Origin of the sequence: Streptomonospora wellingtoniae (assembly GCF_031845375.1) — a bacterium.
Lineage (GTDB): Bacteria > Actinomycetota > Actinomycetes > Streptosporangiales > Streptosporangiaceae > Streptomonospora > Streptomonospora wellingtoniae.
In genome coordinates, this window is the sequence record NZ_JAVREK010000016.1 from 42319 (window position 1) to 68140 (window position 25822).

General features: G+C 71.0%; 28 protein-coding genes and 1 pseudogene. 12 read left to right on the forward strand and 17 right to left on the reverse strand.

The window, feature by feature from the left end:
• Position 1 precedes the first annotated feature (1 nt).
• The 3 genes from RM446_RS15555 to RM446_RS15565 all read left to right on the forward strand — a co-directional run bounded on the left by RM446_RS15555 (position 2) and on the right by RM446_RS15565 (position 2367).
• Positions 2 to 979 (forward strand): ABC transporter ATP-binding protein, encoded by a 978-nt coding sequence (locus RM446_RS15555; RefSeq protein ID WP_311546023.1) that lies wholly within the window; start codon positions 2 to 4, stop codon positions 977 to 979.
• Positions 976 to 1773: an ABC transporter permease gene (locus RM446_RS15560; protein ID WP_311546024.1), complete on the forward strand. Its 798-nt coding sequence runs from the start codon at positions 976 to 978 to the stop codon at positions 1771 to 1773. The genes RM446_RS15555 and RM446_RS15560 overlap by 4 nt, the downstream gene beginning before the upstream one ends.
• 87 nt (positions 1774 to 1860) lie before the next feature.
• Positions 1861 to 2367, forward strand: a complete 507-nt coding sequence (locus RM446_RS15565) for a hypothetical protein (protein ID WP_311546025.1) — start codon at positions 1861 to 1863, stop codon at positions 2365 to 2367.
• On the opposite strand, the gene RM446_RS15570 is transcribed toward RM446_RS15565, so the two are convergent.
• The gene (locus RM446_RS15570) at positions 2357 to 2878 is read right to left on the reverse strand and encodes a hypothetical protein (protein ID WP_311546026.1); all 522 of its coding nucleotides are present in this window, start codon (positions 2876 to 2878) and stop codon (positions 2357 to 2359) included. The two genes, RM446_RS15565 and RM446_RS15570, sit on opposite strands and share 11 nt — an antisense overlap.
• 370 nt (positions 2879 to 3248) lie before the next feature.
• Here RM446_RS15570 and RM446_RS15575 point away from each other — a divergent pair, with 370 nt between their 5' ends.
• The 3 genes from RM446_RS15575 (at position 3249) to RM446_RS15585 (ending at position 7449) form a co-directional block, all read left to right on the forward strand.
• Positions 3249 to 6653 carry an ATP-binding protein gene (locus RM446_RS15575; protein WP_311546027.1) on the forward strand — a complete coding sequence of 1135 codons (3405 nt, stop codon included), beginning with the start codon at positions 3249 to 3251 and terminating at the stop codon, positions 6651 to 6653.
• 131 nt (positions 6654 to 6784) lie between these two features.
• Positions 6785 to 7054: a CopG family transcriptional regulator gene (locus RM446_RS15580; protein ID WP_311546028.1), complete on the forward strand. Its 270-nt coding sequence runs from the start codon at positions 6785 to 6787 to the stop codon at positions 7052 to 7054.
• Positions 7051 to 7449, forward strand: coding sequence for a PIN domain-containing protein (locus RM446_RS15585; RefSeq protein WP_398695270.1), 399 nt, complete (start codon positions 7051 to 7053; stop codon positions 7447 to 7449). Before RM446_RS15580 ends, RM446_RS15585 begins: the two co-directional genes overlap by 4 nt.
• A gap of 17 nt (positions 7450 to 7466) precedes the next feature.
• Here RM446_RS15585 and RM446_RS24860 read toward each other — a convergent pair.
• From RM446_RS24860 to RM446_RS15615, 7 genes and pseudogenes are all read right to left on the reverse strand, one after another.
• A pseudogene (locus RM446_RS24860) lies at positions 7467 to 8280 on the reverse strand (DUF6082 family protein).
• Positions 8281 to 8326: 46 nt separating this feature from the next.
• A complete protein-coding gene (locus RM446_RS15590) occupies positions 8327 to 8839 on the reverse strand; it encodes a DUF6879 family protein (RefSeq protein ID WP_398695293.1) in 513 nt (170 codons plus the stop codon).
• A 99-nt stretch (positions 8840 to 8938) separates the two neighbouring features.
• A complete protein-coding gene (locus RM446_RS15595) occupies positions 8939 to 9208 on the reverse strand; it encodes a hypothetical protein (RefSeq protein ID WP_311546031.1) in 270 nt (89 codons plus the stop codon).
• A gap of 580 nt (positions 9209 to 9788) precedes the next feature.
• Positions 9789 to 10670, reverse strand: a complete 882-nt coding sequence (locus tag RM446_RS15600; RefSeq protein WP_311546032.1) for a protein kinase family protein — start codon at positions 10668 to 10670, stop codon at positions 9789 to 9791.
• Between the two features lie 252 nt (positions 10671 to 10922).
• Complete coding sequence (locus RM446_RS15605) at positions 10923 to 11975, reverse strand: methyltransferase domain-containing protein (RefSeq protein ID WP_311546033.1); 1053 nt, start codon at positions 11973 to 11975, stop codon at positions 10923 to 10925.
• Positions 11976 to 12244: 269 nt separating this feature from the next.
• Positions 12245 to 12523, reverse strand: a complete 279-nt coding sequence (locus RM446_RS15610; RefSeq protein WP_311546034.1) for a hypothetical protein — start codon at positions 12521 to 12523, stop codon at positions 12245 to 12247.
• On the reverse strand, positions 12520 to 12834 hold the full coding sequence (locus tag RM446_RS15615; RefSeq protein ID WP_311546035.1) for a hypothetical protein: 315 nt from the start codon (positions 12832 to 12834) through the stop codon (positions 12520 to 12522). Before RM446_RS15615 ends, RM446_RS15610 begins: the two co-directional genes overlap by 4 nt.
• Before the next feature lie 107 nt (positions 12835 to 12941).
• Here RM446_RS15615 and RM446_RS15620 point away from each other — a divergent pair, with 107 nt between their 5' ends.
• Together RM446_RS15620 and RM446_RS15625 are read left to right on the forward strand one after the other, a co-directional pair.
• A complete protein-coding gene (locus RM446_RS15620; protein ID WP_311546036.1) occupies positions 12942 to 14072 on the forward strand; it encodes a helix-turn-helix domain-containing protein in 1131 nt (376 codons plus the stop codon).
• 11 nt (positions 14073 to 14083) lie between these two features.
• The gene (locus RM446_RS15625) at positions 14084 to 14671 is read left to right on the forward strand and encodes an HD domain-containing protein (protein WP_311546037.1); all 588 of its coding nucleotides are present in this window, start codon (positions 14084 to 14086) and stop codon (positions 14669 to 14671) included.
• A gap of 27 nt (positions 14672 to 14698) precedes the next feature.
• Here the strand turns inward: RM446_RS15625 and RM446_RS15630 are convergent, their stop codons facing one another.
• The 5 genes from RM446_RS15630 to RM446_RS15650 form a co-directional block, all read right to left on the reverse strand.
• A complete protein-coding gene (locus RM446_RS15630) occupies positions 14699 to 15172 on the reverse strand; it encodes a hypothetical protein (protein WP_311546038.1) in 474 nt (157 codons plus the stop codon).
• Between the two features lie 14 nt (positions 15173 to 15186).
• A complete protein-coding gene (locus RM446_RS15635; protein ID WP_311546039.1) occupies positions 15187 to 15315 on the reverse strand; it encodes a hypothetical protein in 129 nt (42 codons plus the stop codon).
• A gap of 243 nt (positions 15316 to 15558) precedes the next feature.
• Positions 15559 to 16260, reverse strand: coding sequence for a hypothetical protein (locus RM446_RS15640; RefSeq protein ID WP_311546040.1), 702 nt, complete (start codon positions 16258 to 16260; stop codon positions 15559 to 15561).
• Positions 16261 to 16448: 188 nt separating this feature from the next.
• On the reverse strand, positions 16449 to 16751 hold the full coding sequence (locus RM446_RS15645; protein ID WP_311546041.1) for a DUF397 domain-containing protein: 303 nt from the start codon (positions 16749 to 16751) through the stop codon (positions 16449 to 16451).
• On the reverse strand, positions 16744 to 17559 hold the full coding sequence (locus tag RM446_RS15650; protein WP_311546042.1) for a helix-turn-helix domain-containing protein: 816 nt from the start codon (positions 17557 to 17559) through the stop codon (positions 16744 to 16746). The genes RM446_RS15645 and RM446_RS15650 overlap by 8 nt, the downstream gene beginning before the upstream one ends.
• Before the next feature lie 216 nt (positions 17560 to 17775).
• Here RM446_RS15650 and RM446_RS15655 point away from each other — a divergent pair, with 216 nt between their 5' ends.
• Both RM446_RS15655 and RM446_RS15660 read left to right on the forward strand, forming a co-directional pair.
• Positions 17776 to 18270, forward strand: coding sequence for an ATP-binding protein (locus tag RM446_RS15655; protein WP_311546043.1), 495 nt, complete (start codon positions 17776 to 17778; stop codon positions 18268 to 18270).
• Positions 18271 to 18275: 5 nt separating this feature from the next.
• Complete coding sequence (locus RM446_RS15660) at positions 18276 to 18521, forward strand: hypothetical protein (protein WP_311546044.1); 246 nt, start codon at positions 18276 to 18278, stop codon at positions 18519 to 18521.
• Positions 18522 to 19355: 834 nt separating this feature from the next.
• Here RM446_RS15660 and RM446_RS15665 read toward each other — a convergent pair.
• Positions 19356 to 20576, reverse strand: coding sequence for an arginine deiminase (locus tag RM446_RS15665; RefSeq protein WP_311546045.1), 1221 nt, complete (start codon positions 20574 to 20576; stop codon positions 19356 to 19358).
• A gap of 236 nt (positions 20577 to 20812) precedes the next feature.
• Between RM446_RS15665 and RM446_RS15670 the strand changes: the two genes are divergently transcribed.
• Positions 20813 to 21745 carry an EamA family transporter gene (locus RM446_RS15670; protein ID WP_311546094.1) on the forward strand — a complete coding sequence of 311 codons (933 nt, stop codon included), beginning with the start codon at positions 20813 to 20815 and terminating at the stop codon, positions 21743 to 21745.
• A gap of 64 nt (positions 21746 to 21809) precedes the next feature.
• Here RM446_RS15670 and RM446_RS15675 read toward each other — a convergent pair whose 3' ends face one another.
• Positions 21810 to 22367, reverse strand: a complete 558-nt coding sequence (locus tag RM446_RS15675) for a MarR family winged helix-turn-helix transcriptional regulator (protein WP_311546046.1) — start codon at positions 22365 to 22367, stop codon at positions 21810 to 21812.
• 330 nt (positions 22368 to 22697) lie between these two features.
• On the opposite strand from RM446_RS15675, the gene RM446_RS15680 reads away from it, so the two are divergent.
• Positions 22698 to 24872 (forward strand): MMPL family transporter, encoded by a 2175-nt coding sequence (locus RM446_RS15680; protein WP_311546047.1) that lies wholly within the window; start codon positions 22698 to 22700, stop codon positions 24870 to 24872.
• Positions 24873 to 24959: 87 nt separating this feature from the next.
• Here the strand turns inward: RM446_RS15680 and RM446_RS15685 are convergent, their stop codons facing one another.
• Both RM446_RS15685 and RM446_RS15690 read right to left on the reverse strand, forming a co-directional pair.
• On the reverse strand, positions 24960 to 25226 hold the full coding sequence (locus RM446_RS15685) for a beta-ketoacyl synthase N-terminal-like domain-containing protein (protein WP_311546095.1): 267 nt from the start codon (positions 25224 to 25226) through the stop codon (positions 24960 to 24962).
• A 31-nt stretch (positions 25227 to 25257) separates the two neighbouring features.
• The gene (locus RM446_RS15690; RefSeq protein WP_311546048.1) at positions 25258 to 25815 is read right to left on the reverse strand and encodes a GTP-binding protein; all 558 of its coding nucleotides are present in this window, start codon (positions 25813 to 25815) and stop codon (positions 25258 to 25260) included.
• Positions 25816 to 25822 lie beyond the last annotated feature (7 nt).

The window sequence follows — 25822 nt, forward strand, 5'->3', positions numbered from 1 at the left end:
CATGGAGACAGCCGCGGTCGAGGCCACTGAACTGGTCAAGCGCTACGGCGCGACAACCGCCGTGGCGGGCCTGACGTTCTCCGCGGCCCGCGGCGCGGTCACCGCGCTGCTGGGCCCCAACGGCGCCGGCAAGACCAGCACGGTCGAGATCTGCGAGGGCTTCCGGCGCGCCGACGCGGGCCGCGTGCGTGTGCTGGGCCTGGACCCGGCCGCCGACGCCGGCGCGCTCAAACCGCGTGTGGGCGTGATGCTGCAGTCGGGCGGCGTCCCCACCGGCGCCCGCGCCGGCGAGTGGCTGCGCCTGGTGGCCTCCTTCCACGCCGGCCCGGTCCCGCCCGAGGTGCTGCTGGAGCGCCTGGGCCTGGTCTCCGCCGCCGCGAAGCCGTTCCGGCGCCTCTCCGGCGGCCAGCAGCAGCGGCTGTCCCTGGCCGCCGCCGTGGTCGGCCGCCCCGAGCTGGTGTTCCTCGACGAGCCCACGGCAGGTCTGGACCCGCAGGCGCGCCACGCCACCTGGGACCTCATCGGCGAGCTGCGCGACTCCGGGGTCGGCGTGGTGCTGACGACCCACTACATGGAGGAGGCCGAGCGGCTCGCCGACCATGTGGTGATCATCGACCACGGCCGCACCGTCGCCGCGGGTGCGCCCGACGAGCTGACCGAGTCCCGCCAGGAGCTGCGCTTCCTCGCCGACGCCGACCTGGACACCGCCGGTCTGGGGTCGGCGCTGCCCGCCGCGGCGGGCGTCGAGCGGCGCGGCGGCGGAGGGCCGGGCCCCGGCGCGGCCCGCCGCGGCACCGCCGTGCTCACCGAGTACGCCGTCACCGCCGACGCGCCCGAGGGCATCGGCCCCGAACTGGTGGCCACCGTGGGCGCCTGGTGCGCGGCCAACGGCATCTCCCCCGAAGGGCTGCGTGTGCAGCGGCGCAGCCTGGAGGACGTCTTCCTCGAACTCACCGGCCGAGACCTACGCGAGCCATGACCGAACCACGCACCCGCACCGCACCCGCCCTCTTCGCTCCCGCACCGGGGGCCGCCCCGCTGCACCGCATGGTCGGGGCGCAGGCCGCCATGGAGGTGCGCATCATGCTGCGCAACGGCGAGCAGCTGCTGCTGACCATGGTGATCCCGCTCCTGCTGCTGACGGGGTTCAGCCTCACGCCGGTGCTCGACCTGGGCCCCGGCCCGCGTGTGGACTTCCTCGCTCCGGGTGTCCTGGCGCTGGCCGTACTCTCCACCGCCTTCACCGGCCAGGCCATCGGCACCGGGTTCGAGCGCCGCTACGGGGTGCTCAAGCGGCTGGGCGCGACCCCGCTTCCGCGCGGCGGCCTGCTGGCGGCCAAGACGCTGGCGGTGCTGGGCGTGCAGTCCGTGCAGATCGTGCTCATCTGCGCCACCGCCGCGGCGCTGGGCTGGCGCCCGCAGGCCGACGCGGCCGGTGTCGCCTACGCCGTCCTGCTGGTCCTGCTGGCGACCGCGTGCTTCACCGCGCTGGCGCTGCTGATGGCCGGGACGCTGCGCGCCGAGGCGACCCTGGCCGCGGCCAACCTCGTCTACGTCGTGCTGCTGGGGCTGGGCGGAGTCGTCTTCCCGGTCGACCGGCTGCCCGAGGCGGCGGGTACCGCGGTGGAGGCCCTGCCCATCACCGCCCTCGCCGAGGGGCTGCGCGGCGTGCTCGCCGACGGTGCGGCGCCCGCGCTCGGCCCCGTGGCGGTGCTGGCCGCCTGGGCCGCCGCCGGCGCGGTGCTGGCCGCACGGCTGTTCCGCTGGGAGTAGCCCCGGCGGCACCGCGCGGTCCCCGCCGACCGGGTCCGCGCGCGGCGCACGGAACCGCGCGCGGTAGCCGTCGTTAAGCTCGTGCGCGTGGAGTCCGTCGGTGTGCCCCTGGTCGCCCTCATCCGATCGCTGGGGCCGCCGCTGGTGGTCCTCGCGGTCGGCGCGGTGCTGCTGGTGCGCCGCCGACCGGTCCGGGCCCGGCTGATGTGGACGGCGCTCGCCGTGCAACTGGCGGCGGCCGCGCTGCCCTACGCGTGGCTCGTCCTGCAGGCCGCCGCGGGCCTGGGTCGGCAGAACGCCGTCGGGCTGGCGATGATCCTGGTGCAGCCGGCAGTGGAAGCCCTCGCCTGGATGCTGGCCCTGGCGGCCGTCACCGCCATCGCACCGCGCGGCGGAACAGCGCGGCAGGATCCATCAGCAGCGGTACGCCCGCTTGACGCACCCGCCCCGCTGCCGGCATGCGCGGACCGTGGCTGGGATGCCGACGCGAAGGTGCCGCGGGCGCAGCAGCACAATGACGCCGTGGGCGCGCAGGAGACGAACCGGCCACCGCCGACACGGCGCACCGGCTCGCCCCGGCCTCCTACCGGATAGCCGGTCTTCCCACCTCGACACCGCCCCTACCGGTTCCGTCGCGCGTCACGAGAGTGCCGTCACGATGCGCTGCCGCGGGTGCGCCGTCGCGGCGCCAGCCGTCCAGGGAGTCGCGGGCTCGGTGGGGGAATGACACCGGTGGCTCGGCTCCCGGCAGCACCTCGCGCATGGCGCGGGTCGGTTCGACGGAAAGCCCGGCGACGCCGCCGTTCCACCTCGCCACTCCCCCGCCCTCGGCGGGTTCGACGTAGGCCCCGCGGCGCTTCCAGTCCAGGGAGGTCACCCGCCGGCTGCGCCCGCCCAGCAGAAGCAGCAGCGGCCCGTCCCGCTCCTCGGTGAGCACAGCGGTGTCGGTTCGGCCGATCTCCTGGCGTCCGGCCAGCACGGTGAACTGCGGCGGGGCGGTGAACGAGGCGGTCAGCGCGCTGAAGTGGCGCCGCCCGAAGCGGCGTTCGGCTCCGGGGCCGACGAACAGCATGCCGCCGTCCGAGTCGAGCAGGCCGTTCTCCATCAGATGGTCGAGGGACCGGTCGAACGGTGCAAGGCCGTTCCATCCGGTGCTTAGAGCCGGTCGCCGACCGTACCGCGTTGCAGGGTGAGGGCGAGCAACTGCTGGGCGACCAGGTGGCGCGGTTGCGCGGGCGAGCAGGCTTCCATCGTAGGACGGCGTGCGGACACTGCGGGTTGGCTTCTGCTGCCAAGGCGCTTGCGCCGTACCGTGTCCGAACCCGGCCGCGACCGGGCGGGCCGACTGTGACCTCGGTATCCGCACCGCCCCGGCCCTCGGCCGACGGTTACCTCCACGCACCGGCGACGCGGGCGCCCCCGCAGCCTGCTAGAAACGGTCCGGAGCCGCCTGATAACGGAGAGATGGGGAGCGCGTGGGCGACAGCGACCACCAGAAGGCCGACGTGCTCGATTACTGGCGGTCCGTGGAGTACTTCCTACCGCAGGACCTCCCGAAGGTCGGTGCCAGCAAGTTCCTGCCCGTCGCCGACGTCGACCCGGTAGGAGCAGACCCGCTCCCCTGGCAGCCCGGCCACCAGTTCCAGAGGCAGCAACCCGCCCCCGCCAACAAGGAGTGGCGGCACACCGTCTACTGCGGGGCGATCGACCTCCACCGCGTCCGTGACCTGCTGCGTGAGAAGTTCGGTGCCGAGGATTTCGTCGGCGACGTGGAGGAGCGGCCCCTGGGAAGAGCCCCCGTCGCCGCGTTCGTGCTCGACTCCGCTGGCCGTCCGCTACTGGATACCGAAGGGCTCGGCAGTTGCGGATGGGCGGTGGGAGAGACCCTTGACCCCGGGCCGGGTCAGACCGATTGGCTCGTCGGTTTCGAAGCCGTCGAGGACGTCTTCCGCCTGCTGTTCGAGTGGTTGGCCACCGGCGACGGCGAGTGCGCGCGCACGGCGCTGCTGACCGTGCTCGACGACGACCCGTTGGAAGCGGAGGAGTTGTCCGACGTCTGGGAGCTGCTGGAGACCGCCGCCGACAAACTCGCCCGCAACGGCGGCCTTCCGCCGGACCCGGATGGCGCGCAGTCCCGCGATTTCGCCCGCCCCGACTCCAACGCCGCCGACGGCCACCGCCGTGCCCTTACCGCCGCCGACCTGCGGGTGTGCACGGAGATGGCGCTGCGCCTGTGCGGCATCGACGGTTTCGCCCTGCCGCTGGTGCGAGTGAAGAGCGAACAGGTGACCTCCTGGCAGGCGGCGAAGGAGCACAGCCGCCAGCAGGACACCATGCACCAGCGCGCGGCCGACCGGGGCGAATGCGAACCGCCTCCCGAGCAGCCTCCCCCACCCGACGTGGGAGAGATGCTCAACAGCCGCATCGCCGACGACCTGGCACGGGTCGCCGCAGCGGTGCGGAACGGCCGGTTCGGTGCCGCGCTGCGCGGCTACCTTTCCCCGTCGGAATCGACGAGGCGGATCAAGCGCCACGACCTGCGCGCGGAGAGCGGCACACAGCGGGCCGGCTTGGGCAGGACGCCGGCGGCACGCTGGCCTGCCAAGACGGCCCATCCGCTGGTGTTCGGCCAGCAGGTCGCGGTCAACTCCGTCGTCGAGCACCTGGGCGGCGACCGAAGCGGCCTCTTCGCCGTCAACGGTCCCCCCGGCACAGGAAAGACCACCCTGCTGCGCGATCTGGTGGCTCACGTGGTCGCGGAGCGGGCCCGGGCTCTCGCCCGGCTCGCCACTCCCGACGACGCCTATTCCGCACCGGTCACGTGGCGCACCGGGAAGAAGACGCACACCGTCTACCCCCTCATTGAGCCCCTCACCGGCCACGAGATCGTGGTGGCTTCGGCGAACAACGGGGCGGTGGAGAACGTGACCACCGAGATCCCGGGAGCCGACGCGATCGCCGAGGAATGGGCCGACAGCGCCGACTATTTCGCCGAGGTCGGCGAGAAGGTACTGGACGGCCCCTCGTGGGGCGTGCTCGCCGCCCGCCTCGGGCGCCAGTCCAACCGGCTCGACTTCGCCCGCCGCTTCTGGGAGGGCGGTCCGCCGCAGCCCCAAGCGGACGGCCGGAGGCGGCCGCCGGGCGGCGGCATGGACGACGTGCTCAAACGCGCGAACGCCGGGGGGATCCAGCGCTGGCGGGCCGCGGTATCGGCGTTCAACGACGCCGAGCGCGAAGTGGAGCGGCTGCGCCGGCAGCGCCGGGACTTCGTCACGGACACGCACCGCCTGGCGGACCTCCGCCGCGCCGCCGAGGAGGCGCCCGCCGCCGTCGAGCGGGCGCAGCAGAGGCGCGACACCGCGCGGGCAGGTCGTCAGAAGGCCGACGAGCAGCACCGCAACGCCCGCGAGACCTGGCGGATGTGGGAGCAGTCGGCGGCCCGGCATTGGGAACTCCGGCCCGGTATCCTCCGCCGGATCGTCACTCTCGACCGCGCCCACCGGGAGTGGAAGAGCCGGCAGCGCGACATGGAGGAGTCCCTCAGCGGGGCCCGCGCGGCCGAGCAGGAGTCCGCCCGGAGCCTGGACGGGGCCGATGAGGAGGTTCTGGCCGGCGAACGCGAACTCGCGGCCGCCGTCGACCACCGCGAGAGGACCGAGCGCGACTACACGGCGGTGAAGGAGTCGACCGATCGCGGATGGCGCGAATGGGAGGGTTTCATCCCGTCCAGCGAGGTGCTGGCCGATGACCACAGCCGCGAACTCGCCTCGATCTGGGGAGACCCGGAACTGACGGCGGCCCGCACACGGGTTTTCCTGGCCGCTGTCGAGCTGCACCGCGCCTTCATCGAGTGCTCTGCATCCAAGATGCGTGCGAACCTCGCCGTCGCCGACCAGGTGCTGCGTGGCAGGCAGGCGGCCGAGGCACCGGCACAGGGGGTGCTGGGCGCCTGGCGGAGCCTGTTCATGGTGGTACCTGTGGTCTCGTCCACGTTCTCCTCATTCGCCAAGCAGTTCTCCGCGTTCGGCCGCGAGGAACTGGGGTGGCTGCTCATCGACGAGGCCGGGCAGGCCACACCGCAGCAGGCCGTCGGGGCACTGTGGCGATCGCGCCGGGCCGTGGTCGTGGGCGACCCGCTGCAACTGGAGCCGATCTGCAGCCTGCCCTACACGGCGCAGGAGGCGCTGCGCCGCCACTACGGGGTGGAAGGCAAGTGGGTGCCCGAGCGGACGTCGGTCCAGCAGTTGGCCGACGAGGTGACGCCGTTGGGCACCGAACTGATCGGCCCCGAGGGCGAGCCGCTGTGGGTGGGCTGCCCGCTGCGCGTGCACCGGCGCTGCGACTCCCCGATGTTCGACATCTCCAACGAGGTGGCCTACGGGGGGATGATGGTGTTCGGAACCCCGGAGCGGAGGCCGTTGGAGGGGATCGCGAACAGTGCCTGGGTAGACGTCCCCGCGGCTGGCGAGACGCGCGACCATTGGGTGGAATCCGAACGGGTTCCGCTGCGGCGGGTTCTGCAGAAACTCAGCGACCGCGGCCAGGACATGAACGAGGTCTTCGTGGTCTCCCCGTTCGCATCGGTGGCCAAAGTCGCCAGCCGCATCGCGCAGGACTGCGGCGTACCGAACGGCAACGCCGGCACGGTGCACACGACGCAGGGCAAGGAGGCCGACGTCGTCGTCCTGGTCCTGGGCGGCGATCCGTCCAAGCCCCGCGCCAAGGAGTGGGCGGCCCAACGCCCCAATCTGGTCAACGTCGCCGTCAGCCGCGCCAAGCGCCGCCTGTACGTGATCGGCGACCGCGCCGCCTGGGCGAAGCTGGACCACTTCTCGACCCTCGCCGACCGGCTGCCGCACCACGGGTTCGCGCCGACCTGACCTCGCAGGGCGCGCGGCCGCTCGCCTGTGAGGGCACCTGTCGTGCTGGGATGCCCGGATCCAGCACGCGGATCCGGGCCTTTCAGCACGATCATCCGGGGACACACCACCCCGATGGTATGGTCAACGGTATGACCACGAAGAAGTACACCGTCACTCTCCCGGAGGAGCTGGCAGAGGCCATCCGAAAGACGGTCGGGTCGGGGAACTTCAGCCACTACGTCACCCACGCGCTGGAGCGCCAGCACGAGCGGGATCGGCTGGGCGAGTTCGTCCAGTGGTGGGAGTCGGAGTACGGGGAGGTGACCGAGGAGGAGCTGGCCGAGGCGGCGGCCGAACGCCGGGAGATCGAACGCCGCCACGCCGAACTGGCGCACGAGCAGCTCCGTGATGCGGGATGAGCGCGGGACACGTCTATCTCCTGGACAGTGAAGGACTCTCCCAAGCAGCACGGGGGGATCGCCGCATGGGCGCCAGGCTCAGGGACGCGCACGATGCCGGCGTCCGCGTGATGACCTCCTCCATGACGCTGATCGAGGCGTACCACGACAGGATTCGCCACGCGGCATGGCAATGGACCCTGTCCCGCATCCACGTGGAACCGGTGACCGAAGAGCTTTCGCAGGAGGCGATCGGCCTGCTGCGCGGGACGGGCCTGCGCGGGCACCGCCATGCGATCGACGCCGCCCTCGCGGCCGTCGCCCTCCGCCAGCGCGAACCCGTCACCGTCTTCACCTCCGACGAGGACGACCTGCGCACCCTCTGCGGCGGCCGGGTCGTGGTCGTCAAGCTCTAGACGCGCCAAGACCTGCTTCAGGGACGGAGTCGGCGTCGAAACCGGGCCTGGAGACGTCCTCGGCGCAAGCCCGGTCCGTTTTCGCCCGGGCTCCGGGTGCTCAGCGCCTCCTTCGCCGTTGCCGCAGCCCCTGCACCCAGCAGGAACCAGAGGACAGGCGGGATCCGGCGACGCCGAGGGCGGGCGCGCGGCGAAGGTTCGGGGCGGTCCTCTTCGGTCTGGGCGGGTGGGGCGGGCAGGCCGGGGTTCGGGATCGGCAGGTGAGCGACGCTCCGGTACGCCTCGTCGAGCACTTCGTGGAACCGGCGGGCGCGCTTGTTCTCCGTGGTGGCAAGCCGGATCTCGCGGGCGTCTTCCCAGGACTTGCGGCCGACCCGCCCGAGGAAAATCTCGGCGGCGACGGCGCGCAGCCGCTTGTCGCCGAGGGCTCCCGTCTCGTATGCCGCCTCCCACTGGGAGGATCATGTTGACGTACATGTGCTGGCGCTGGTCCTTGAACGGCTCGTCGAGACCGGTCGGTCCCCAGCACTCGTTGAAGTCCGGATCCTCCATCGCCATCGTGAGAAGGTCGCCCATCGCGCTGCGGCGCGCCTCCTCCCGTGCCGCTTTGACCTCGCGCGACTGGTAGATCAGGGTCGCGGTCACGCCGATGATGGCGAACACCGACAGCAGCGCGGAGGCCGCGCCGTAGGTTTGACCGATGAAGCTGAGTCGCTCCCAGTAGTTGCTGCCGCCGCGGAAGACGTCGAGCACCAGCGGTGACAGCCCGACGAAGGATGCGGCCACCGCGACGAGCAGCACGAACACGACGGCCAGGGATGTGCGGCTCATCCCCCGGTTGCCCCGGCTACCTCGCACGACGCCGCCGACTCCGGTTTCAGGGGGCGACGGTCGGCGCGGGCAGCGGGGCGATCTCCCGGTGGAAGTAGTCCAGTACCGGCTCCGCCCGCCCGAAGAGCGACTCCATCGCACGGCGCACACCGATGATGCTGTCGGGGTCGTCGATGCGCCGCGCTCCCGCGGGCGTTCCATCGGGCTCTTGGACGATGTGGTACAGCACGCGCTCGCCGAGGAGGTTCAGGTCCGGTAGCGGGCCGGAGCGCTCGTAGTCGGCGATGCTGTCGGCTTCGAGGACGCGGAGCGAAAAGCCCTCTTCAGCGAGAATGCGGAAGTACTGCATCTCCCACTGCACGTAGGGCGTGACGGGCTTCTCGACAATGCGCAGCCGCCGGATCTCCACGCCTTGTTCGCGCAAAGACTTCGCTTCGGCGCGGGCGCCGTCGCGCTCCTCGTCGTTGAGGACGAGCGAGCGCTCCCAGTCGCCGGCGATGAACGCCTCCCAGCTCGGATCGCCGTGCTCTGGTAGGTCTGGGCGCGTTCCAACTTCCAGAGGACGCCGGTGAGCGGGGTGAACTCGGTGTCGAAGTCGGCATGGTAGGCGGGACGGGCCAGCATCGTGCCGGGGAAGGTGGGGATCTCGGAGATTCGCTCAAGCATCGCGGATGTCCGGCTTGGCCGCGCTCAGCATGTTGCCAGGGATGACCACAAGGCGCTCGTCGGCGCCGATCCGCACGTCGTCCGGGAGACGACTCGCAAATACGTCAGTGAAATCGCGGCCGATAACGGCGATATCCCCGCTGTCGAACTCCCAGATGTCGGGGCAGTCCTGGGTGGACTTGCTGTCCCCCAACTCGGCTGCGGTCTTACCCAACCGCCGGAAGAACTGCGCCTTGTCGTCCGCTTCCCACGCGCGCGCCATGGGGCCTCCACGTCCGCTGACTGCCGGGGTGTTCAGCCTTTCAGCGGCACGACGGCCCCGCAAGCTGAGGACAGCCCATTGTCTCTATTCGGTCACCACATGTAGGCGCGGAGGAGAGGGACGGCGGGGTCTGCTCACAGCTCCTCGGCCTTGAGGGTGGAGAGGAAGGCGTGCCAGGAGGAGGCGGGGAAGATGAGGTGGCCCAGGTCGCGGTGCTAGGTGTCGCGGATGTGGATGTTGTCGGGGTGTTGGTGGCTTCGAGGCAGGCGCCTGCGTTTCCGCCGCTGTGGCTGGACTTGTACCACTCGGAGACCTCGACGCAGGCGACGGTGTTGGAGCTGTAGGTTCTTCTCGCCGCTGGCCGACCGGCTGCCGCACCACGGGTTCGCGCGGAGTTGACGTGGAGGGGGCGGAACCCGGGGCTCGACCGTAAGGGCATCCATCGTGCTTGCATGGCCGGCTTCGGGCGCCGGATCCGGCCATTCAAGCACGGTCATCAGCTCGCCCGCGGATTCGGTCTCCGGGCGTTCAGTGGTTCGTCGAGCCCTCCGCTCGGGTGTCCGAAAGGCGGGACGCGGTATCAGGGTGTGCGGGCGAGGTCGTCCAGGAGGGTCTCAGCGGCTGCGGCGGCCGCGCCGGTCGCGGGCAGTTCGCGTCCGAGCCGCCGGGTGGCGTGGGCGACGTTGGCGCACAGCAGCAGGCGGCACAACCTGCCGCTGCGGGTCGACAACGCCGCCTCGAACCGTTGTAGAACCTCGTCGGCGATATGGGGGACGCGCAGGGAGGCCGACCACAGGCAGGCGGCGTCCCATCCGATTGGGGCCATGCCCCAGCTCTCCCAGTCCAGCAGCATCAGTTCGGGGCCGGTGAGGTTCGCGTATCCCAGGTCGCCGTGGGCGCAGGCCCATTCGTTGTCGGGGATGCGGCTGTCGATTCTCGTGCCGTAGACCTCGTGGATGCGGCGCGTGAGGTGGGCGTGGTCGAGGGCGGTGCGGTCGGTGGTGTGGGCCGCGAGGGCCTCCAGAGCGGTCACCAAGGCGTTCCACCACTGTCCGTGGAGAGGGGTGTCGGTGGTGATCTCGCCGGTGGTCGAGAGCGCGGGGGCGGGAGCCAGGGTGGTCTCCTCGGCCCGCCACACCACGCCACGATCGGGATCGGACCAGGTGGCGGCGGCGATCCAGCCGGGGCGCGGGACGCTATCGCTGATCGCCGCCGCCGCTGCCTCGGTTCCGAGCCAGGCGGACGGGTCGAGACGGGTGTTGCGCCGCCAGGACAGGCGCACCCAGGTGCCGGCGTCGGTGCGGAAACCCGCGGTGCCGTTGACCCGGCCGTAGTGGGCGGCGGCGCCCACCAGGTCGCGGCCCAGGCGGGTGCGGGCCTGGTGCAGCACGTCGTCGAGATCCACGGACGAGAGGTCGTCCATCGAGCGTGGCGGGGTGCTGGTGTCCTGGGAGGGCGGCATTAGGCGGTACTGATCCTTTCGGCTCGGCGGCCCGGAGGACGTAACCGGTTTACCGCGGGCGCGGCACCCCCAGCAGTTCGGCGACCATGGCGCGGGCGAGGTGGCTGCCGCGGGAACCGACACGAACAACGCGTACTAACGCCTTGTCACATCCTAATTACTTGTGGTACAGGATGCGTGAAGGCTACCGGCCGGGTCAGCCGGGGGCGGACCGCCCCCGGCGGATGGCGCGGCGAGTCGTCATTTCAGCGGTCAGCCGAACGCGGTCGTACCGGGGTGGGTCCATGACGGCCCATCCGGCCCGCCCAACCACACCCGGTGCCTCCCGTCGACGTCGACGGTGACCCCGAAGTCGGTGACACCGGGACAACCGTGCTCGACCCACCATTGGCGGGCCTCGACCAACTCCGCCCACAGGCGGCGCGGACCGCCCTGCTCCACCCGGCCGTCGCCGTGCAGCCGCGCCCACGACGCGCTGCCGGTCGCCGAGACCCACACATAGTGCTCAGCGCCGGGTGCGGGGTGGCGCATCCCCACACGCCAGCCGGGCACCATCAGCGCGAGCGCGGGGCCGGCGTCCTCGTCGAGCACCGTCTCGCGCGGGTCGGTGTTGGCCCGAGCCTCCTCGTCAGGGTCGGCGCCGAAGTCGTGCGGCGCCTCGCCGTCCCAGCGGTGGGCGCGCAGCAGCATGAACGACGTGTGCTCGACGAATCGGCCGGACGCCGACCCGTCCTGGACGGTGAGGCGGGCGAGGACACCGCCGGGCATGTCCGGCGACGGTATCCACGGCGCGACCATCACCGCGCCCTCGGCCACCTGAGTTAGCCACGCGGGCGGGATGCGGGTCACCGAGCACGTTGCGATCACCCGGTCATACGGCGCGCCGGGCGGGTGGCCCTGCTCGCCGTCGCCTGTAACCACCCGCACCGCGGGGGCGGCCGCCTCCAGGTTGGTGCGCGCCTGCCTCGACACCGCGGAATCAACCTCGACCGTGGTCACCATCCCCGCGGGGCCGACCAGTTCGGCGAGGATCGCCGCGTTGTAGCCGGTTCCGGTCCCGATCTCCAGCACCCGCATGCCGGGGCGCACGTCCAGCGCCTCCAGCATGCGGGCCATGACCCCGGGCGCCGACGACGACGAGGTGGGCCGGCCGATACCGCCGTCCTGGCCGTCGTCGACCTGGGTGACGACGGAGGCGTCTGAGTCGACGAGGTCGGCCCACTCCTGCGGGCGCTCGGCGCGGTCCAGGGGCGGCTGCCCTGTGCGGGGCCAGACGCGGTCGGGGATGAATGCGGTCCGCTCCACGGCCCTGAACGCATTGTCGATGGGCGTCATCGCTGTCCGCTTCCGTTGCAGTGGGGGCAGGTGACCGGCTGCCGGGACTTCCACGGGTTCTTCCCCGTGTCGCCGTCGGTGGATTCCCAGATGATGCCCGTGCCGCTGCACGGTCCGCATTGCGCCATGGTAGTTCTCCTAGCTGAGGCGATTGGCAGGATGCCCCCGTATCGGGAGGTGATTCGGGGTAGTCGGGCGGTCGGCCGGGTAGGGAGACCCGGCGCGGGCGTGGTGAGCCGTCAGGGCGGCGGCGCGGACGTGTATATGCGCTCGTCGGCCATCACCTGGTCTTGACCCCGCAGCCAGACCCGGATCCGCTCCTCGTCGGACCAGCCCACCCACGACGCGGCCACCCCGCGGGCTTCGGGTGGCGGGGGCACGTGACGCCGCACCGCCCACCGCTCGTCGCCGCACCAGCGGAACCTGCGCAGCTCCCAAGCCGGAAAGTCCGCAGCCATGCCCTCGGGTAGCTCGACTTCGCCGTTGTTCCCGCCGATGTAGCGGTATGGCCACGTCACGGCCGCAACCCTGCGGCGTGGACGGCCAGTGCCTCCGGGGAAGGGCCGAGCCCGACGGCCTGCGGCGGGTTGTCCAGCTGCCGCGCCAGGCCCACCAGGGTGGTGGCGTGCAGGGTCGGTACCCGGTCGCTGGCCGGGTCGAGGTTGGTGGCGCACCAGGCAGCATGCCGACCGCGCTCGTCGACCGAACGCCACACACGCCACCGGCCCTCCAGCACGGCAACCATGGTGCCCGTCGTCTCTGCGGATGCCGTCCAGCCGTCGCCGAGCACTGAGCCGACGTCAGCCAGGTCGTTCTCAGGGATCATCATTTCGCCGCCTGCAATGATGGGTGTCTATCGTGGTGCTTACGCTACGCAGCCCAGAGCTACGGCGGCAGTGACCGCCAGTACGGGTAATTGCAGGTCAGGAGGACCTGATGCCGACTCCCCACGGTATTACCCCGACCGCCGGTCAGGGTTTGCTCCACGGCGACCGCGAAGGCCGCATCGCCGGCTACGTCCTCAAGGTCATCCGGCAGGTCCTGGGCTCCACACAGGAAGACCTCGCCGAACGCTTGAGGGTGGACGTGACCACGGTGCAGGGATGGGAGTCAGGCCGCCGCCCACTGACGGCGGTTTCGGCCGGCACCTACCTGCGCATACGCCACTTCCTGCTGCGGTCGGGCGCATCGCCGCGGCTGCTCCCCCAGCTCGATACGGCGATGGAGGCCGACCGGTTCATCGGCTACGTCCTCAGCAGCGAAGGCCCAATCGAGCTCGACGGGCACCCGCTGGCGAGCTGGGTCATCACCCGCCCCTTCACCGACCTCCTCGGCTGGACCTTCACCGGCACCGCCCCGGCCGCACTGGCCGAGGCACCGGTGCGCCGCCGCGGCCCCGCACCGCCCGGCCCCCAATTGGCCGCCGACGAACGCCGCCACGTCATGGACCACTTGCGCGACGCCGCCGAGCAGGCCGCACCCGACACAGCTGAAGGGGCGCTGCTGCGCCGCCAGGCCCACTACGTCGCCGGCTACGACCAGTCCAGCGAAACGGTCGAGTGGCTGGCGGTGATGCAGCGCACCGAGCAGCGGCGGCTGCGCTCCGACGAATGGACGCCATCATGGGCGGTGGTGCGCTCCGGCGCCCACACGCTGGCCCGCCAGGGCGACGCCGATGCTCTGCCGCAGTTCATCGGCGTCCACGTCGAAACCGACGAGTGCGAGATCGCGAACCTGAACTACTGGGCGTACTGGCTCGGGGAACTCACCGATCCCCAGCTTGACGACACGTTCATGATCGAAGTCGATCTCGGCGCCTGGCACGGTGACCGGCTGCTGGAGCATCTGACCGCCAAGCTCGTGGCGGGCAACCCCTACGTGGACGTGGTCGCTCATAGCTTGTGGTCGCTCGTGCACCGCAAACCCGACGCGATCACCCCCACCCGCGGCACCGCTCTCAGCAGCGCCGCCAAGCGCATCCTCGACGAGGACGGCGCGATGTCGCCGCAGTCGCGCCGCGAACTCAACGAGGTGCTTTACGCTCTACGGATCATCCACCGGCGGTGAGAAAGGATCACATGGCAGACCAGCAGGACACCCGCGTCGTTGACTTCCTCTACGAGGCCGGGATGCTGAAGCGGTACAAGCGCACCGGGTGGGTGGTCGCGGGCGTCGCCGACGCCGAGTCCATCGCCGACCACGCCTACCGGACCACGATCGCCGCCGCCGTCATCGCCGCCATGGAGGGAGCAGATCCCCAGCGCGCCGCGTTCCTCGCCGCGTTCCACGACTCCCAGGAAACCCGCGTTACCGATATCCCCTACCTCGGTAAGCGCTACCTGAAAGCTGCGCCCAACCCCGAGGTGACTGCGGACCAGGTTGCGGGCCTGCCTGAAGAGGTCGCCTCAGCGGTGAAAGGCGCCGTCGCCGAATACGAGGACCGGCAGAGCCCCGAAGCGGTGTGCGCGCGCGACGCCGACAAACTGGAGTGCCTGCTCCAAGCGGTCGAATACCGCGAGCAGCGGGGCGGGCAGACGCAGGCGTGGATCGACACCTCCCTGGAGCAGTTGAAGACGGCTTCGGCCAAGCGGCTCGCCCAGGAGGCCCTGAACCGCGGGTCGCTGGAGTGGATGCACGAGACCCGCGACAGCAAGCCGGCCCTGTAGCCGCATCTGCATTTCGAGCCTGGGCCATCACAGTGGCTGGGTCCATGGGCCCAGGCGTTCATCCCTCCCTGGACGCGACCATGTGACGGACAAGGGGTCGCTGCTTGCCAAGGTGCGCATATCGAGCAGCCGGATCGCCGATCGGGCGGGTATGGCGTCCCCGTTCTCGAAGTCGCTTGCCATCACACTCCCGCTGATCTCCACGTTTCTGGCCTCTTCGTCGCTGTTGTTCATGAGGCGGTAGCTCCGACCTTCTTTGATCAAGTGCCACGGCACCTCGGGGCGGTCGGCGTTGGACTTCGCGAGCCGCACCATCTCCTCGTCGGCGTCCGCGGAACGCTGCACCGCACCGGCTGAAAGCTCGGCAGCGTGGGCCGAACGAGTCGATGCTCCGAGACTCTTGGTGCTGATGACAGCGCTGTATATCGAGATGCCCAGGGCGAACAGCGCAATGATTGCGGCGGCCAGGCTGCCGATGCCGATGCCGAGGGTGACGTCCATCGTCGTGATGCTCCCTATCCGTGGGTTTGAAAATGAGGCTGGTGGAGGACCACGCGCTGCGCGCCGGTGGACATGCCGGGCTTGCTGGGCGGGCCGGTCGGGGGGATCGGCAGCGGAGGCGGGGGGACGTTGCCGTAGCTCATGGCCTGCTCCTCGGCGCTGGGGGGGGTGAGAGCTGGAACGCTACACACGGACGGTGACGAACGCGGGGAAACGTCCAAAGGCGGGGTTGGCCGCCTCAGGCCACGCCGACCGGTCAATTCACACAGGGGTTTCGCCGTCGGCCTCCTCCTCGGCTACGTGCAGCTTCACCCCGCGTGTTCGTCAGCGCTTCGCCGCTATGCAGACTGCTGAAACGCCCGGATAGAGCGCCGGATCCGGGCATTTCAGCACGATCGTCGGCCCCGTGCGTCCTTCAGGCGTACCGGAACGGGTTTTACCGGCTCGCCGGAGGGTGCTCCCGGGACGCGGCGGTTGGTCGAGATCGCCGCGGCCACCGTCCAGGCGATTACCGCGATCCCCGCCGCGACCAGCAGCACGTTCGCAAGACCGTTGGCGACGCTCAGCCACGGGGTGTCCGCGCGCCGCCACATGTCGAGGGCGATCGCCGCGACCAAGACCAGCATCAGCAGCGGGCACCGCCGGGCGCGGTAGCCGGCGAGGGCACCGAGTACGGCACCGGCGACGGCGATCGGGAGCAGCGGGGATAGGACCAGCCCCACAGCGGTGTCCAGCACGCTCGGCTCGGAAATCGGCGAAGGGAACGGCCGGTCGCGGGCCGCCCACGCCCGGGCATCGGCCACCTGCGCGAGGTGGCTCCCGACCGTGTAGACGGTGAGCGCCACGACGGCGAACGCCGCACCGACGCCCGCGGCTTGCCTCGCCGAACGCGCGGCACCATAACCCAGGAGCACAGGGAGCACACACCATCCGAAGTAGGTGTCGAGCAGCGTGAGCAGGCCGCAGTAGAGCAGGGTCGGCAGCGTATGGTCCGCCAGCCCGGACTCCCGCGCTGTGAACGGGACCCGGTCGGCGCCCACCGATGCCAGGCCGACCGTGGCCCCGCCGACCAGCAGGATCAGCACCACGACCGACCTTCGACGCCACCCCACACACGCCTCCAGCAAATTCACCACCGGACTGGCCGGACGCTCACTGTGCCACAGCCGCGGACCGGATCGCACAGTCTCGGTGGCGGCCGATGCCGGAGAGGCTCGGAGGGTTCCTGCCTCCGGTATCGAGCGTGGACATCGTTTGGATGCCCACACCCTGGTCGTCACATGTCCTCGGCCTTGAGGGTGGAGAGGAAGGCGTGCCAGGAGGAGGCGGGGAAGGTGAGGTGGCCCAGGTCGCGGTGCTGGGTGTCGCGGATGTGGATGTGGCGGGGGGTGTTGGCGAGTTCGAGGCAGGCGCCTGCGTTGCCGCCGCTATGGGTGGACTTGTGCCAGTCGGCGACCTCGACGCAGTGGCCTCCTTGGTTGCCGCTGTAGCTGGACTTGTACCACTCGGCTACTTCGACGCAGTTGCCGCCGTGAGCCCCGCTGTAGCTGGACTTGTGCCAGCTCAAACCATCAGGCATCGAGTTCTCCTAGGATTACTCGGATCAGATCAGCAGACGCGGTCGGCGACATGGCCTCCGCTTGGAGAGCTCCGAAGATCGTCGTGGACTCCCGGACTTGGTCTTCGTCATCGATGAGCTCTCCGCCCATCGCATGCTCGGCATAGGCAACTGTCGGACGGCCATGGAAGGCCATAACGCGAAACGGACCTGAGAGCCCTGGATGGCACCGGGTCTCATGCGGCACCAACTGAAGCTGGATCTGCTGATCACCTATGAGCTTCAGCAGGTGGGCCAACTGCCCCCGCATCGCCTGGTCATCTCCGACGACACGTCGCACCACCACCTCGTCCAGAACTGTCCAGAATAGCGGCCGATCATCCTTGGCAAGGATATCGCTACGGTTCATCCGGGATTCAACTAGACGGTCCACTTCTGCGTCGCGATACCAAGGACGACCTGAACGCAACACGGCCCGCGCGTAGTCCGCAGTCTGCACCAAGCCGGGCACAAGGGCCATCTGATACTCGCGGATCTCCGTGGCTTGTCGTTCAAGAACAACGACCTCACGAAACCACTCAGGGACATCCTCTTGGTTCATGAGGTTCACCCACAGACGCGAGAGGCTCCCGCCTGTGTTGAGCACCGCGTCGATCGCTTCCGCATGCTCCCGTTTCGGTGTTCTTGTCCCTCGCTCCAGTGAGCTCATCATCGCCGGCGAGATGTTGATGCTCTTCGCAAGTTGGTCTTGTGAACCACCTGCAATCCGGCGTGACCGCCTGACTTCAGCCCCGAACCGAGCCCACGTCGAGTGAACTTTCTCCACCATGTTCACAAGACTACACCGGTCGTTCCGCACACCACCACCACTTTCCACAAAATGCGCCGGTCAAGTGGAATGCATTGCCCATAGAGTCCGGTGAAGTCCACTGTGTTGGTTGTGCAGGACGGACTTCGAGTCGCGCCGCACAAAAGCGGCCCTGGCCGGTGCTGGAACACCGAACCAGGGCCTTAGCCCACAACCTGAAAGAGCAGGTGAGGACTCATGACATACGCTATCGCCCCCACATCCCCGCCCCCGCGGCGGTTCCGGGTGCGGCGATGTTCCTTTCGATTCGACGGGCGGCCGCCGAGCGTGAAGGCCGCTCGGGGCTGGTTGGACGTCCGGATGAACGTCGCCGACGTCCCCGAGGAGACCGCCGACACCGCGCGGCTGCTGCTCTCCGAACTCGCCACGAACGCCCTGATCCACACGGCCAGCGGTCACGACGGCGGAGCCTTCTACGTGCGGGCCTACTTCTCCCCTGGCCGGCTCCGCGTGGAGGTCCGCGACGCCGGAGGCGCCCCGCCCTCCTTCCCGGTCGCCGCGCCGGACCCCGACGCCGAGCGCGGGCGCGGGCTGCTACTCGTCAGCGTCCTCGCCGACCGGTGGGGACGCTTCGAGAGCGGGCGCGGGCCGGGGATGTTCTTCGAGCTGCGCTGGGCCACCCAGCCGGGCCGCGACAGCGCGCCCGCTCCGATGGCCGAGAGCCTCCGGTGACCGCCGTGCCGGGATACAACCTCTGGCCGAGCGATGAGCTCCGGCAACTGCGCGCCGACTTCCCTGACTACCTCATCTTCGAACTGCACAGCGAGCAGTGGCGGCCGACCTTCATCGCTACCCACACGCCCCCGGCGGTGCAAGGCGCGGCCGACGTCGTCCGCGCTGACGATGCCGAAGCGCTGCGCACCAAGCTGTCGAGGCAGCCGAGCACGTGCCCGCACCCGCGCCGGGAGGGTGAGCAATCGTGATGGGGACACGCACCTCAGCAGAGCGCGAGGCGACCACCCGGTGGGAGCTGGCCAGTCTCCGCCGCACCTGCCGACCGCTGGGCTGGACGATCTGGTACGGCAAGGCGACCGGTCAGTACTGGGCGGCGCACACCCGCGCGATGGTACTGCTGTGCGGCGACGATGCGGCAGAGCTGGCCGCGGCGATCGAGTGGTTCGGAAGGTACCGGTCGGAAGCGTTGCAGCCGGGGCCCCGCCGGGGTTTCGGCTCTGCACCGAAAATGCGGCGTGCGCTCGGCGGCAAGCCGGCTCCCAGCGCTTCGCGCCCACGCGCCCCATTGCCGCAGCCTGTTGGGTGACCGCCGCTGAAGTTCGCTGACCATGTCCGATCTGGGGGCCGGAAGCGCAGCTTCCGGCCCCCAGATGCTTCTCCCTCTACCGCTTCGCGGTGCGCTTGGTGCGGGTGGCCTTGGCGGGGCGCCACTGACGCAGGTCGTCGTCGGTCAGACCGTGCTCGCCCTGGATCTGCTGCCGGTAGTTGGCGAGGAACGCTGCGGGACTGCCGCTGTAGGTGATGTCGAAACTCGTCGTGCCACCGAGTCAGCCACGGCTGGAGTTCCAGCAGTCCGGCCGACGCCGAGGCCGTACACGTCCAGGGCCACCGGATCGGGGCGCTGCGCCGTCAGCTCGGGGGCCAGGTAGGGGTCGGCTCACGTCCTCGATGCTGACAGAGTTCGAGCGAAGCGATCTCTCTCTTCTGGAGACTCTGCTCGGTAAGGCATGCGGAGAATCCTCGCTGCAGATGGTGACTTTCACCCATCAGCCCAATCTGAGACCCTGGATCGCCGCCCGCGCTCAGTCGTCGCGCTCCAGGGGGCAGGTCATGCAGTGAGGGCCTCCGCGGCCGCGGCCGAGCTCGCTGCCGCTGATCTCCAGGACCTCGACTCCGCGGTCGCGGAGGTAGGTGTTGGACGCGGCGTTGCGCTCGTAGGCGACCACCGTGCCCGGCTCCAGGGCGAAGACGTTGCAGCCGTCGTCCCACTGCTCCCGCTCGGAGGAGAACACGTCCTGGGTCGGGGTCAGCACGGTGACCTCGTCCAGCCCGGCGGCTTCGGCGATGGCGGCGTGCATGCGCTCGGGCGGGTTGTCGGTGACCTTCAGCTCCTTGTCGGTGTCGCCGGGCTCGATGGTGTAGGAGGGCAGCATGCCCAGGCCCGCGTACTTGGTGAACACGCCGCGGTCCACGCACGTCATCACGGTGTCGAGGTGCATGATGGCGCGCGCCTTGGGCATCCACAGCCCCAGCAGCCGCTGCGCGCCGCCGCGGGCGAACAGCTCGTGGGCGAGCATCTCCACCGCCTGGGGCTGGGTTCGCTCGCTGAGGCCCACCAGCACCGAGCCGTTGCCGATGGGCATGACGTCGCCGCCCTCGATGGTGGCCGGCCCCCAGGCGTGGCCGGGGTTCCACAGCTCGAACGCGGCATCGGCGAACAGCGGGTGCCAGCGGTAGACCGCCTCGTAGTGGATGGTCTCGCGGCGCCGCGCCTTCTTGCGCATCGCGTTGATCGAGACCCCGCCGCCGATCCAGCAGGAGGTGTCGCGGGTGAAGAGGTGGTTGGGCAGCGGCGTCAGCACGAATTCGTCCGGACCGAGGGTGTGGAACCACACCGAGCGGGGCTCCTCGATGCGCTCCAGCAGCTCGCGCTTGGTGATGCCGCCGATGAGGTACCGGCACAGGGAGGCGGGGTCCATCGCCTCGAACGCCGCGCGCAGCGCGTCGACCGCCATCGGGCCGAAGAAGCGCTGGTCCCAGATGCAGTCGAGCACGTAGGCGCGGGCCTCCGGCAGCGCCAGCACCTCCTGCAGCAGGTCGCCGAAGAGGTGCACCGCGACCCCGCGCGAGCGCAGCAGTGCGGTGAAGGCGTCGTGCTCCTCGCGCGCCCGCTCGGCCCACAGCACGTCGTCGAAGAGCAGCGCGTCGTTGTTGGAGGGGGTGAGCCGGCTCAGCTCCAGGCCGGGACGGTGGACGATCACCTGCCGCAGCCGTCCCACCTCGGAGGTCACCGAAAACGCCATGGGCTCCTCGCTTCTCGTTCCGCCTCCGCCCGCGCCGTGCGGGGTGAAGGTCAGCATTCCGTGCAACCGGGTGTCCGAAACCTCGGCGTGTCCCGGTCGGCCCGGCGGCGCACCGGCGGCGTACCGGCGGTCTGCCGGGGCGGATCGAGGCGGGCGGGGCGGCGCGGCCGGACGGGGGGCGCCTAAGATGGGCGCCTGTGAGCGCGAACGCGGCGGTGAATTCATCCGGTGGTCCCATCTGGGCGCGGCTGTCCAGCGGGACCGGCCTGCTGCGGGCGGCCGGGGAGTCGGTGCCGCCGACGTGGTTCGTGCTCGTCGGCATCCTGTCGGTGCAGGCGGGCGCCGGTGTCGCCAGCCGGCTCTTCGCCGTGCTCCCACCGAGCGCGGTGGTGTGGTTGCGGCTGCTGACCTCGGCGGTGGTACTGCTCGCCCTCGCCAGGCCCGCGCTTCGCGGCCGCACGCGCGCGGACTGGATGGTGGCCGTGGGCTTCGGCGTGTGCCTGGCGACCATGAACTTCGCCATCTACCAGTCGTTCGCGCGCATCCCCTTGGGCATCGCGGTCACCATCGAGTTCCTGGGCCCGCTGTCGGTGGCGGTGATCGGGTCGCGGCGCAGGATCGACCTGCTCTGGGTGGCGCTGGCCGGCGCCGGCGTGGTGCTGCTGGGCCGCAGCGACGGCGACATCACTCTGGCCGGCGTGCTTTTCGCGCTGCTCGCCGCCGCTGCCTGGGCCGGCTACATCCTGCTCAGCGCGGCGACAGGGCGACGGTTCCACGGCATGTCGGGGCTGGCGGTGGCCAGCGTCGCGGGTACGGTCCTGATCGCCCCGGCCGGGATCGCCGCGGGCGGCTCGGCGCTGCTGGACCCCAAGCTGCTGCTGATCGGGCTGGCGATCGGCCTACTGTCGTCGGTGGTGCCCTACACGCTGGAGATGCAGGCGCTGCGCCGCATGCCGCCGCGGGTGTTCGGAATCCTGATGAGCCTGGAGCCGGCGGCGGCCGCCCTGGTCGGGCTGGTCCTGCTGGGTGAGTTCCTGTCAGCGTGGCAGTGGCTGGCGATCGGCTGCGTCGTCGCCGCCAGCGTCGGCGCGACCCGCCGGCCCGGACCGAAGGAGACGCAGCGCTCGCAGGCCCCCGCCGAGGAGGCGCCCGAGCGCGGTCCGGACTGAGTCGCCCTTCGGCGCGGGCGGCGCTCAGCGGGCGAGCGCGCGGCGGCGCCCCGCGAGCCGCGGCTCACTCCGCGCCCGGACCGCCGCGGTCCGCGTGCCCGCCCCGGGAGGCGGCCCCGGGCGGCCCGGGGCCGACGCCGGCGGCCACCCCGTCCAGTACGCCCGCCACCTGCCCCAGCCACGCCGCCACGGTCTCCAACTCGGCCTCGGTGTAGCGGTCGTGCAGGGCGCTCATCGCCGCCCCCAGCCCCGTCGGGGTCCCGGTGCGCACGGCACCGGAGACCGCGGGAACCACGACGACCTTGCGCCGGTCGTCGGGGTGGCGCTCGCGCCGGACCAGTCCGCGCTCGGCGAGGCGGTCGACGACCATCGTCACCGAGCCGGTGGTCAGGCGGAGCCCCTGGGCGATCTCGCCGGGTGTCATCGGCCCGCCCACCCTGAGCAGCGTGTAGCACTGGAAGTCGGTCGGGTTGAGGTCGGAGTCGGCCGACAGGGCGTGCAGGAGGCGGATCAGCCCGGCGGCCAGGCGCTGCCCGTCGTGCTGGATGGCGTGGTAGAGGGCCTCGCGCGGATGTCCGGGCGCACCGTGCCCCCGGCCGTCCTCGCCCGGTGCACCGTCCATCGTTCTCCTCACGCTCTGCCTGCACTGCGGCGGGCCGACCCGTGTCTGTCGTCCCCGGTGAGTCTAGGAGGCCTTCGGCCGCAGCCCGGCCCGGCGGATGCGCTCGCGCACGCCGGTTCCGACGGTCGCGGCTCGGGCGGCGGTAGGCGGTAGGCGGTCCCGCATCGGGATAGCGGCCGAAGTGTGCTCCGTCTCCGCTAGGAATGCCGGCCGCGGACCGCAGCACGAGGGCAACCAGAGGCCAGATGTCTTGATTTCCAAATAACTTGATTATCGAGTTACTATCGTGCTTCCCGACTCGTTCCCTGTCCCTTCAACGAAAGGTCGGCCATGGTCCACGGTTCCGCCCATCGCACGGAGGCCTCCCGATCGCCCTGGAGGCGGCGCGTGTGGACCGGCGCCGCGATCGTGGTGGCGCTCGCCTGGATCGCGGGGGCGGGCCCGCTGGGCTCGTACGTCGGTCGGCTCTCGGAGGTGCAGACCAACGAGCAGTCGGCGTTCCTTCCGCTGGGGGCGGAGTCCACCGAGGTCAGCGAGATCGAGGAGGATTTCTCCGAGCAGGACGCCGCGCCAGCCTTCGTCGCCTACACCGATGAAGACGGCGTGGACCCCGCGGCCGTGCGCGCCGACGCCCGGGCCATCGCCGAATCCGATGCGGTCGGCGGGAGGATCGCCGGACCGCTCTTCGGTACCGAGGACGACGGCGTCGCCCAACTGATCGTTCCGCTCGATCCCGGGATGGAGGAGACCGCCGCCGTCGACCTGCTGCGCGCGGAAGTGGCGGACAGCTCGACCGAGGACGGCACCGAGGTGCTGGTCACCGGACCGGCGGGGTTCGCCGCGGACATCTCCGCGGCATTCGCCGGCATCGACGGCACACTGCTGGGTGTCGCGCTGGCCGCCGTGCTGGCCATCCTCGTCGCCGTGTACCGCTCGCCGATCCTCCCGGTCGCCGTGATCGCCGCGGCGGTGCTGGCCCTCGCGCTGGCGGCCGCCGCGGTCTACGCCGCCGCGGCGGCGGACTGGCTCACCCTCAACGGACAGAGCCAGGGCATCCTGTTCATCCTGGTCGTCGGCGCCTGCACGGACTACGCCCTGCTCCTGGTGGCGCGCTACCGCGAGGCCCTCACCGAGCACCGCAGCGCACCGCCCGCCCTCGCCTCCGCGGTGCGCGGAACCGCCGCCCCCATCCTCGCCTCGGGCGGCACCGTCGTCCTGGGCGTGCTCTGCCTGCTCGCGAGCGACCTCGCCTCCAACCGCAGCCTGGGGCCGGTGGCGGCGCTGGGGATCGGCGCGGCGATGGCCACGGCGCTGACGTTCCTGCCGGCGGTCCTGCTGCTCCTCGGCCGCACCGCATTCTGGCCGGCCCGGCCCCGGTACGCGGTGGCCGACGCCGACAGCGCGGGCGGCGGGGAGGGCGGCCGGGCCCGGCACCCGCTGTGGGGGCGGGTCGCCCGCGCGGTGGGGCGCCGGCCGCGGGCCGTGTGGACGGTGACCGCTCTGGTGCTGCTGGCCGGCGCGGCGTTCGTCCCGTCGTTCCAGGCGGAGGGCACCTCCACCGCCGACGTCTTCCGCACCGACGTGGAGTCGGTGCGCGGGCAGGAGGTTCTGCAGCGCGGTTTCGGCGACGACGCGGGATCGGCGCCCGCGGTGATCGTCGCCGACGCCGACAAGGCCGACGAGATCGCGGCCGCCGCCCAGCGCGTGGACGGCGTGAGCGGTGCGCGTCCGGTGGCTGAAGGAGGCGGACCGCCCGCGGGCGCCGAGGAGCGGCCGGACGCCCCCGCGGGGCCGCCGAAGGTCGCCGACGGACGCGTTCTGGTCGAGGCGAGCCTGGAGGCCCCCGCGGAGTCGGCGCGCGCAGTGGAGATCGTCCGGGGGCTGCGGGAGGAGGTGCGTGCGGTGCCCGGCGCCGGAGCGCTGGTCGGCGGCCCCAGCGCGGTGATGCTCGACACCCTGGAGACCGCGCAGCGCGACCTCGTGGTCGTGGTCCCGCTGGTGCTGGCGGTGGTGCTGGCCGTGCTGGTCGTGGTGCTGCGGTCGGTCGTCGCGCCGCTGCTGCTGGTGGCGACGACCGTGCTGTCGTTCGCGGCCGCTCTGGGCGTCGGCGCGCTGGTGTTCAACCGTGTTCTGGGGTTTCCCGGAGCCGACCCGGTCGTGCCGCTCTTCGCGTTCGTGTTCCTGGTCGCCCTGGGCATCGACTACAACATCTTCCTCATGACGCGGGCGCGCGAGGAGGCGGTGCACGCGGGCCACCGGGAGGGGGTGCTGCGCGCGCTCACCGCCACCGGAGGGGTCATCACCTCCGCGGGGGTGGTGCTGGCCGCCACCTTCGCGGCCTTGGCGGTGATCCCGGTGCTGTTCCTGGTGCAGCTCGCGTTCCTGGTCGCGTTCGGCGTACTGCTGGACGCACTCGTCGTGCGGTCCCTTCTGGTGCCCGCGCTCGCCTTGGACGCCGGCCCGCGGACGTGGTGGCCCGGCCGGCCGGCGCGCAGCGGTCAGTGACCGGGAGGCTCGCGCCGCGGCAACACCCGGCACAGCACCGTTGATCTTGTAGCTATCGTGAATGGCAATCGCTTGCATTCACGACAGCTACAAGATCGGCGGAGTTCGACCGTCTCGGGCGAGGTGTGGCCGAGCCCCGCGGCCGTGTGCGCCCGAGATCACCGCCGACTCCGCGCCGTTGACCGCAGCGACCGCCCCCCGAAGCCGCTCGGCGGGGAGCCGCGTGTCCTCGACGGCCTCCCAGACCAGCTCCAGCGCGATCCGCTGGCGCGGGTCCATTGCGGCGGCCTCCCGCAGCGAGACGTTGAACGGCTCGGGGTAGACGAACGTTGTCCTTCTCGGGAAGTCTGCGATGAGCGCCGGCCGGGGAGCGCCGACACAGCGGTCACCCCACCGGCGCGGCGGCGGCGTTGGTCGACAGCGCGTACCGGAGCAGCGACTTGAGCACCGTTCCGCCTGAGGAGCGGTCGCGGGCGTCGAAGTCCAGGATCGGCACGTCGGCGCCGATCTCCAGCGCCTCGCGGATGTGCTCGACCGAGTGCTCCAATTGGCCGTCGAACCTGTTCAGCGCCACGACGTAGGGGATGCGACGGTTGGTCTCGAAGTAGTCGACGGCCTCGAAGCTGTCGGCCAGCCGACGGCAGTCGACGACCACCACCGCACCCACGGCGCCGCGCACGAGGTCGTCCCACATGAACCAGAACCGGGTCTGGCCGGGCGTGCCGAACATGTACAGGATCAGCTGCTGATCGACGGTGATCCGCCCGAAGTCCATGGCCACGGTGGTGGTGACCTTCTGCGGGGTGGCGGAGGTGTCATCGTGTCCGACGCTCGCCTCTGTCATGACCGCCTCGGTCGTCACAGCGGAAATCTCCGAGACCGAGCCGACCAGGGTCGTCTTGCCCGCTCCGAAACCGCCGGCGATGACGATCTTGGTCGACATCTTGTTC

Bases quoted from the DNA above. Each gene is read 5' to 3' on its own strand.
- RM446_RS15560 (WP_311546024.1), top strand. From the start codon at position 976: ATGACCGAACCACGCACCCGCACCGCACCCGCCCTCTTCGCTCCCGCA.
- RM446_RS15655 (WP_311546043.1), top strand. From the start codon at position 17,776: ATGACATACGCTATCGCCCCCACATCCCCGCCCCCGCGGCGGTTCCGG.
- RM446_RS15585 (WP_398695270.1), top strand. From the start codon at position 7,051: ATGAGCGCGGGACACGTCTATCTCCTGGACAGTGAAGGACTCTCCCAA.
- RM446_RS15665 (WP_311546045.1), bottom strand. From the start codon at position 20,576: ATGGCGTTTTCGGTGACCTCCGAGGTGGGACGGCTGCGGCAGGTGATC.
- RM446_RS15675 (WP_311546046.1), bottom strand. From the start codon at position 22,367: ATGGACGGTGCACCGGGCGAGGACGGCCGGGGGCACGGTGCGCCCGGA.
- RM446_RS15580 (WP_311546028.1), top strand. From the start codon at position 6,785: ATGACCACGAAGAAGTACACCGTCACTCTCCCGGAGGAGCTGGCAGAG.
- RM446_RS15635 (WP_311546039.1), bottom strand. From the start codon at position 15,315: ATGAGCTACGGCAACGTCCCCCCGCCTCCGCTGCCGATCCCCCCGACC.
- RM446_RS15615 (WP_311546035.1), bottom strand. From the start codon at position 12,834: ATGATGATCCCTGAGAACGACCTGGCTGACGTCGGCTCAGTGCTCGGC.
- RM446_RS15570 (WP_311546026.1), bottom strand. From the start codon at position 2,878: ATGGAGAACGGCCTGCTCGACTCGGACGGCGGCATGCTGTTCGTCGGC.
- RM446_RS15645 (WP_311546041.1), bottom strand. From the start codon at position 16,751: ATGCCTGATGGTTTGAGCTGGCACAAGTCCAGCTACAGCGGGGCTCAC.
- RM446_RS15620 (WP_311546036.1), top strand. From the start codon at position 12,942: ATGCCGACTCCCCACGGTATTACCCCGACCGCCGGTCAGGGTTTGCTC.
- RM446_RS15555 (WP_311546023.1), top strand. From the start codon at position 2: ATGGAGACAGCCGCGGTCGAGGCCACTGAACTGGTCAAGCGCTACGGC.
- RM446_RS15625 (WP_311546037.1), top strand. From the start codon at position 14,084: ATGGCAGACCAGCAGGACACCCGCGTCGTTGACTTCCTCTACGAGGCC.
- RM446_RS15595 (WP_311546031.1), bottom strand. From the start codon at position 9,208: ATGGCGCGCGCGTGGGAAGCGGACGACAAGGCGCAGTTCTTCCGGCGG.
- RM446_RS15690 (WP_311546048.1), bottom strand. From the start codon at position 25,815: ATGTCGACCAAGATCGTCATCGCCGGCGGTTTCGGAGCGGGCAAGACG.
- RM446_RS15680 (WP_311546047.1), top strand. From the start codon at position 22,698: ATGGTCCACGGTTCCGCCCATCGCACGGAGGCCTCCCGATCGCCCTGG.
- RM446_RS15650 (WP_311546042.1), bottom strand. From the start codon at position 17,559: ATGGTGGAGAAAGTTCACTCGACGTGGGCTCGGTTCGGGGCTGAAGTC.
- RM446_RS15630 (WP_311546038.1), bottom strand. From the start codon at position 15,172: ATGGACGTCACCCTCGGCATCGGCATCGGCAGCCTGGCCGCCGCAATC.
- RM446_RS15600 (WP_311546032.1), bottom strand. From the start codon at position 10,670: ATGCCGCCCTCCCAGGACACCAGCACCCCGCCACGCTCGATGGACGAC.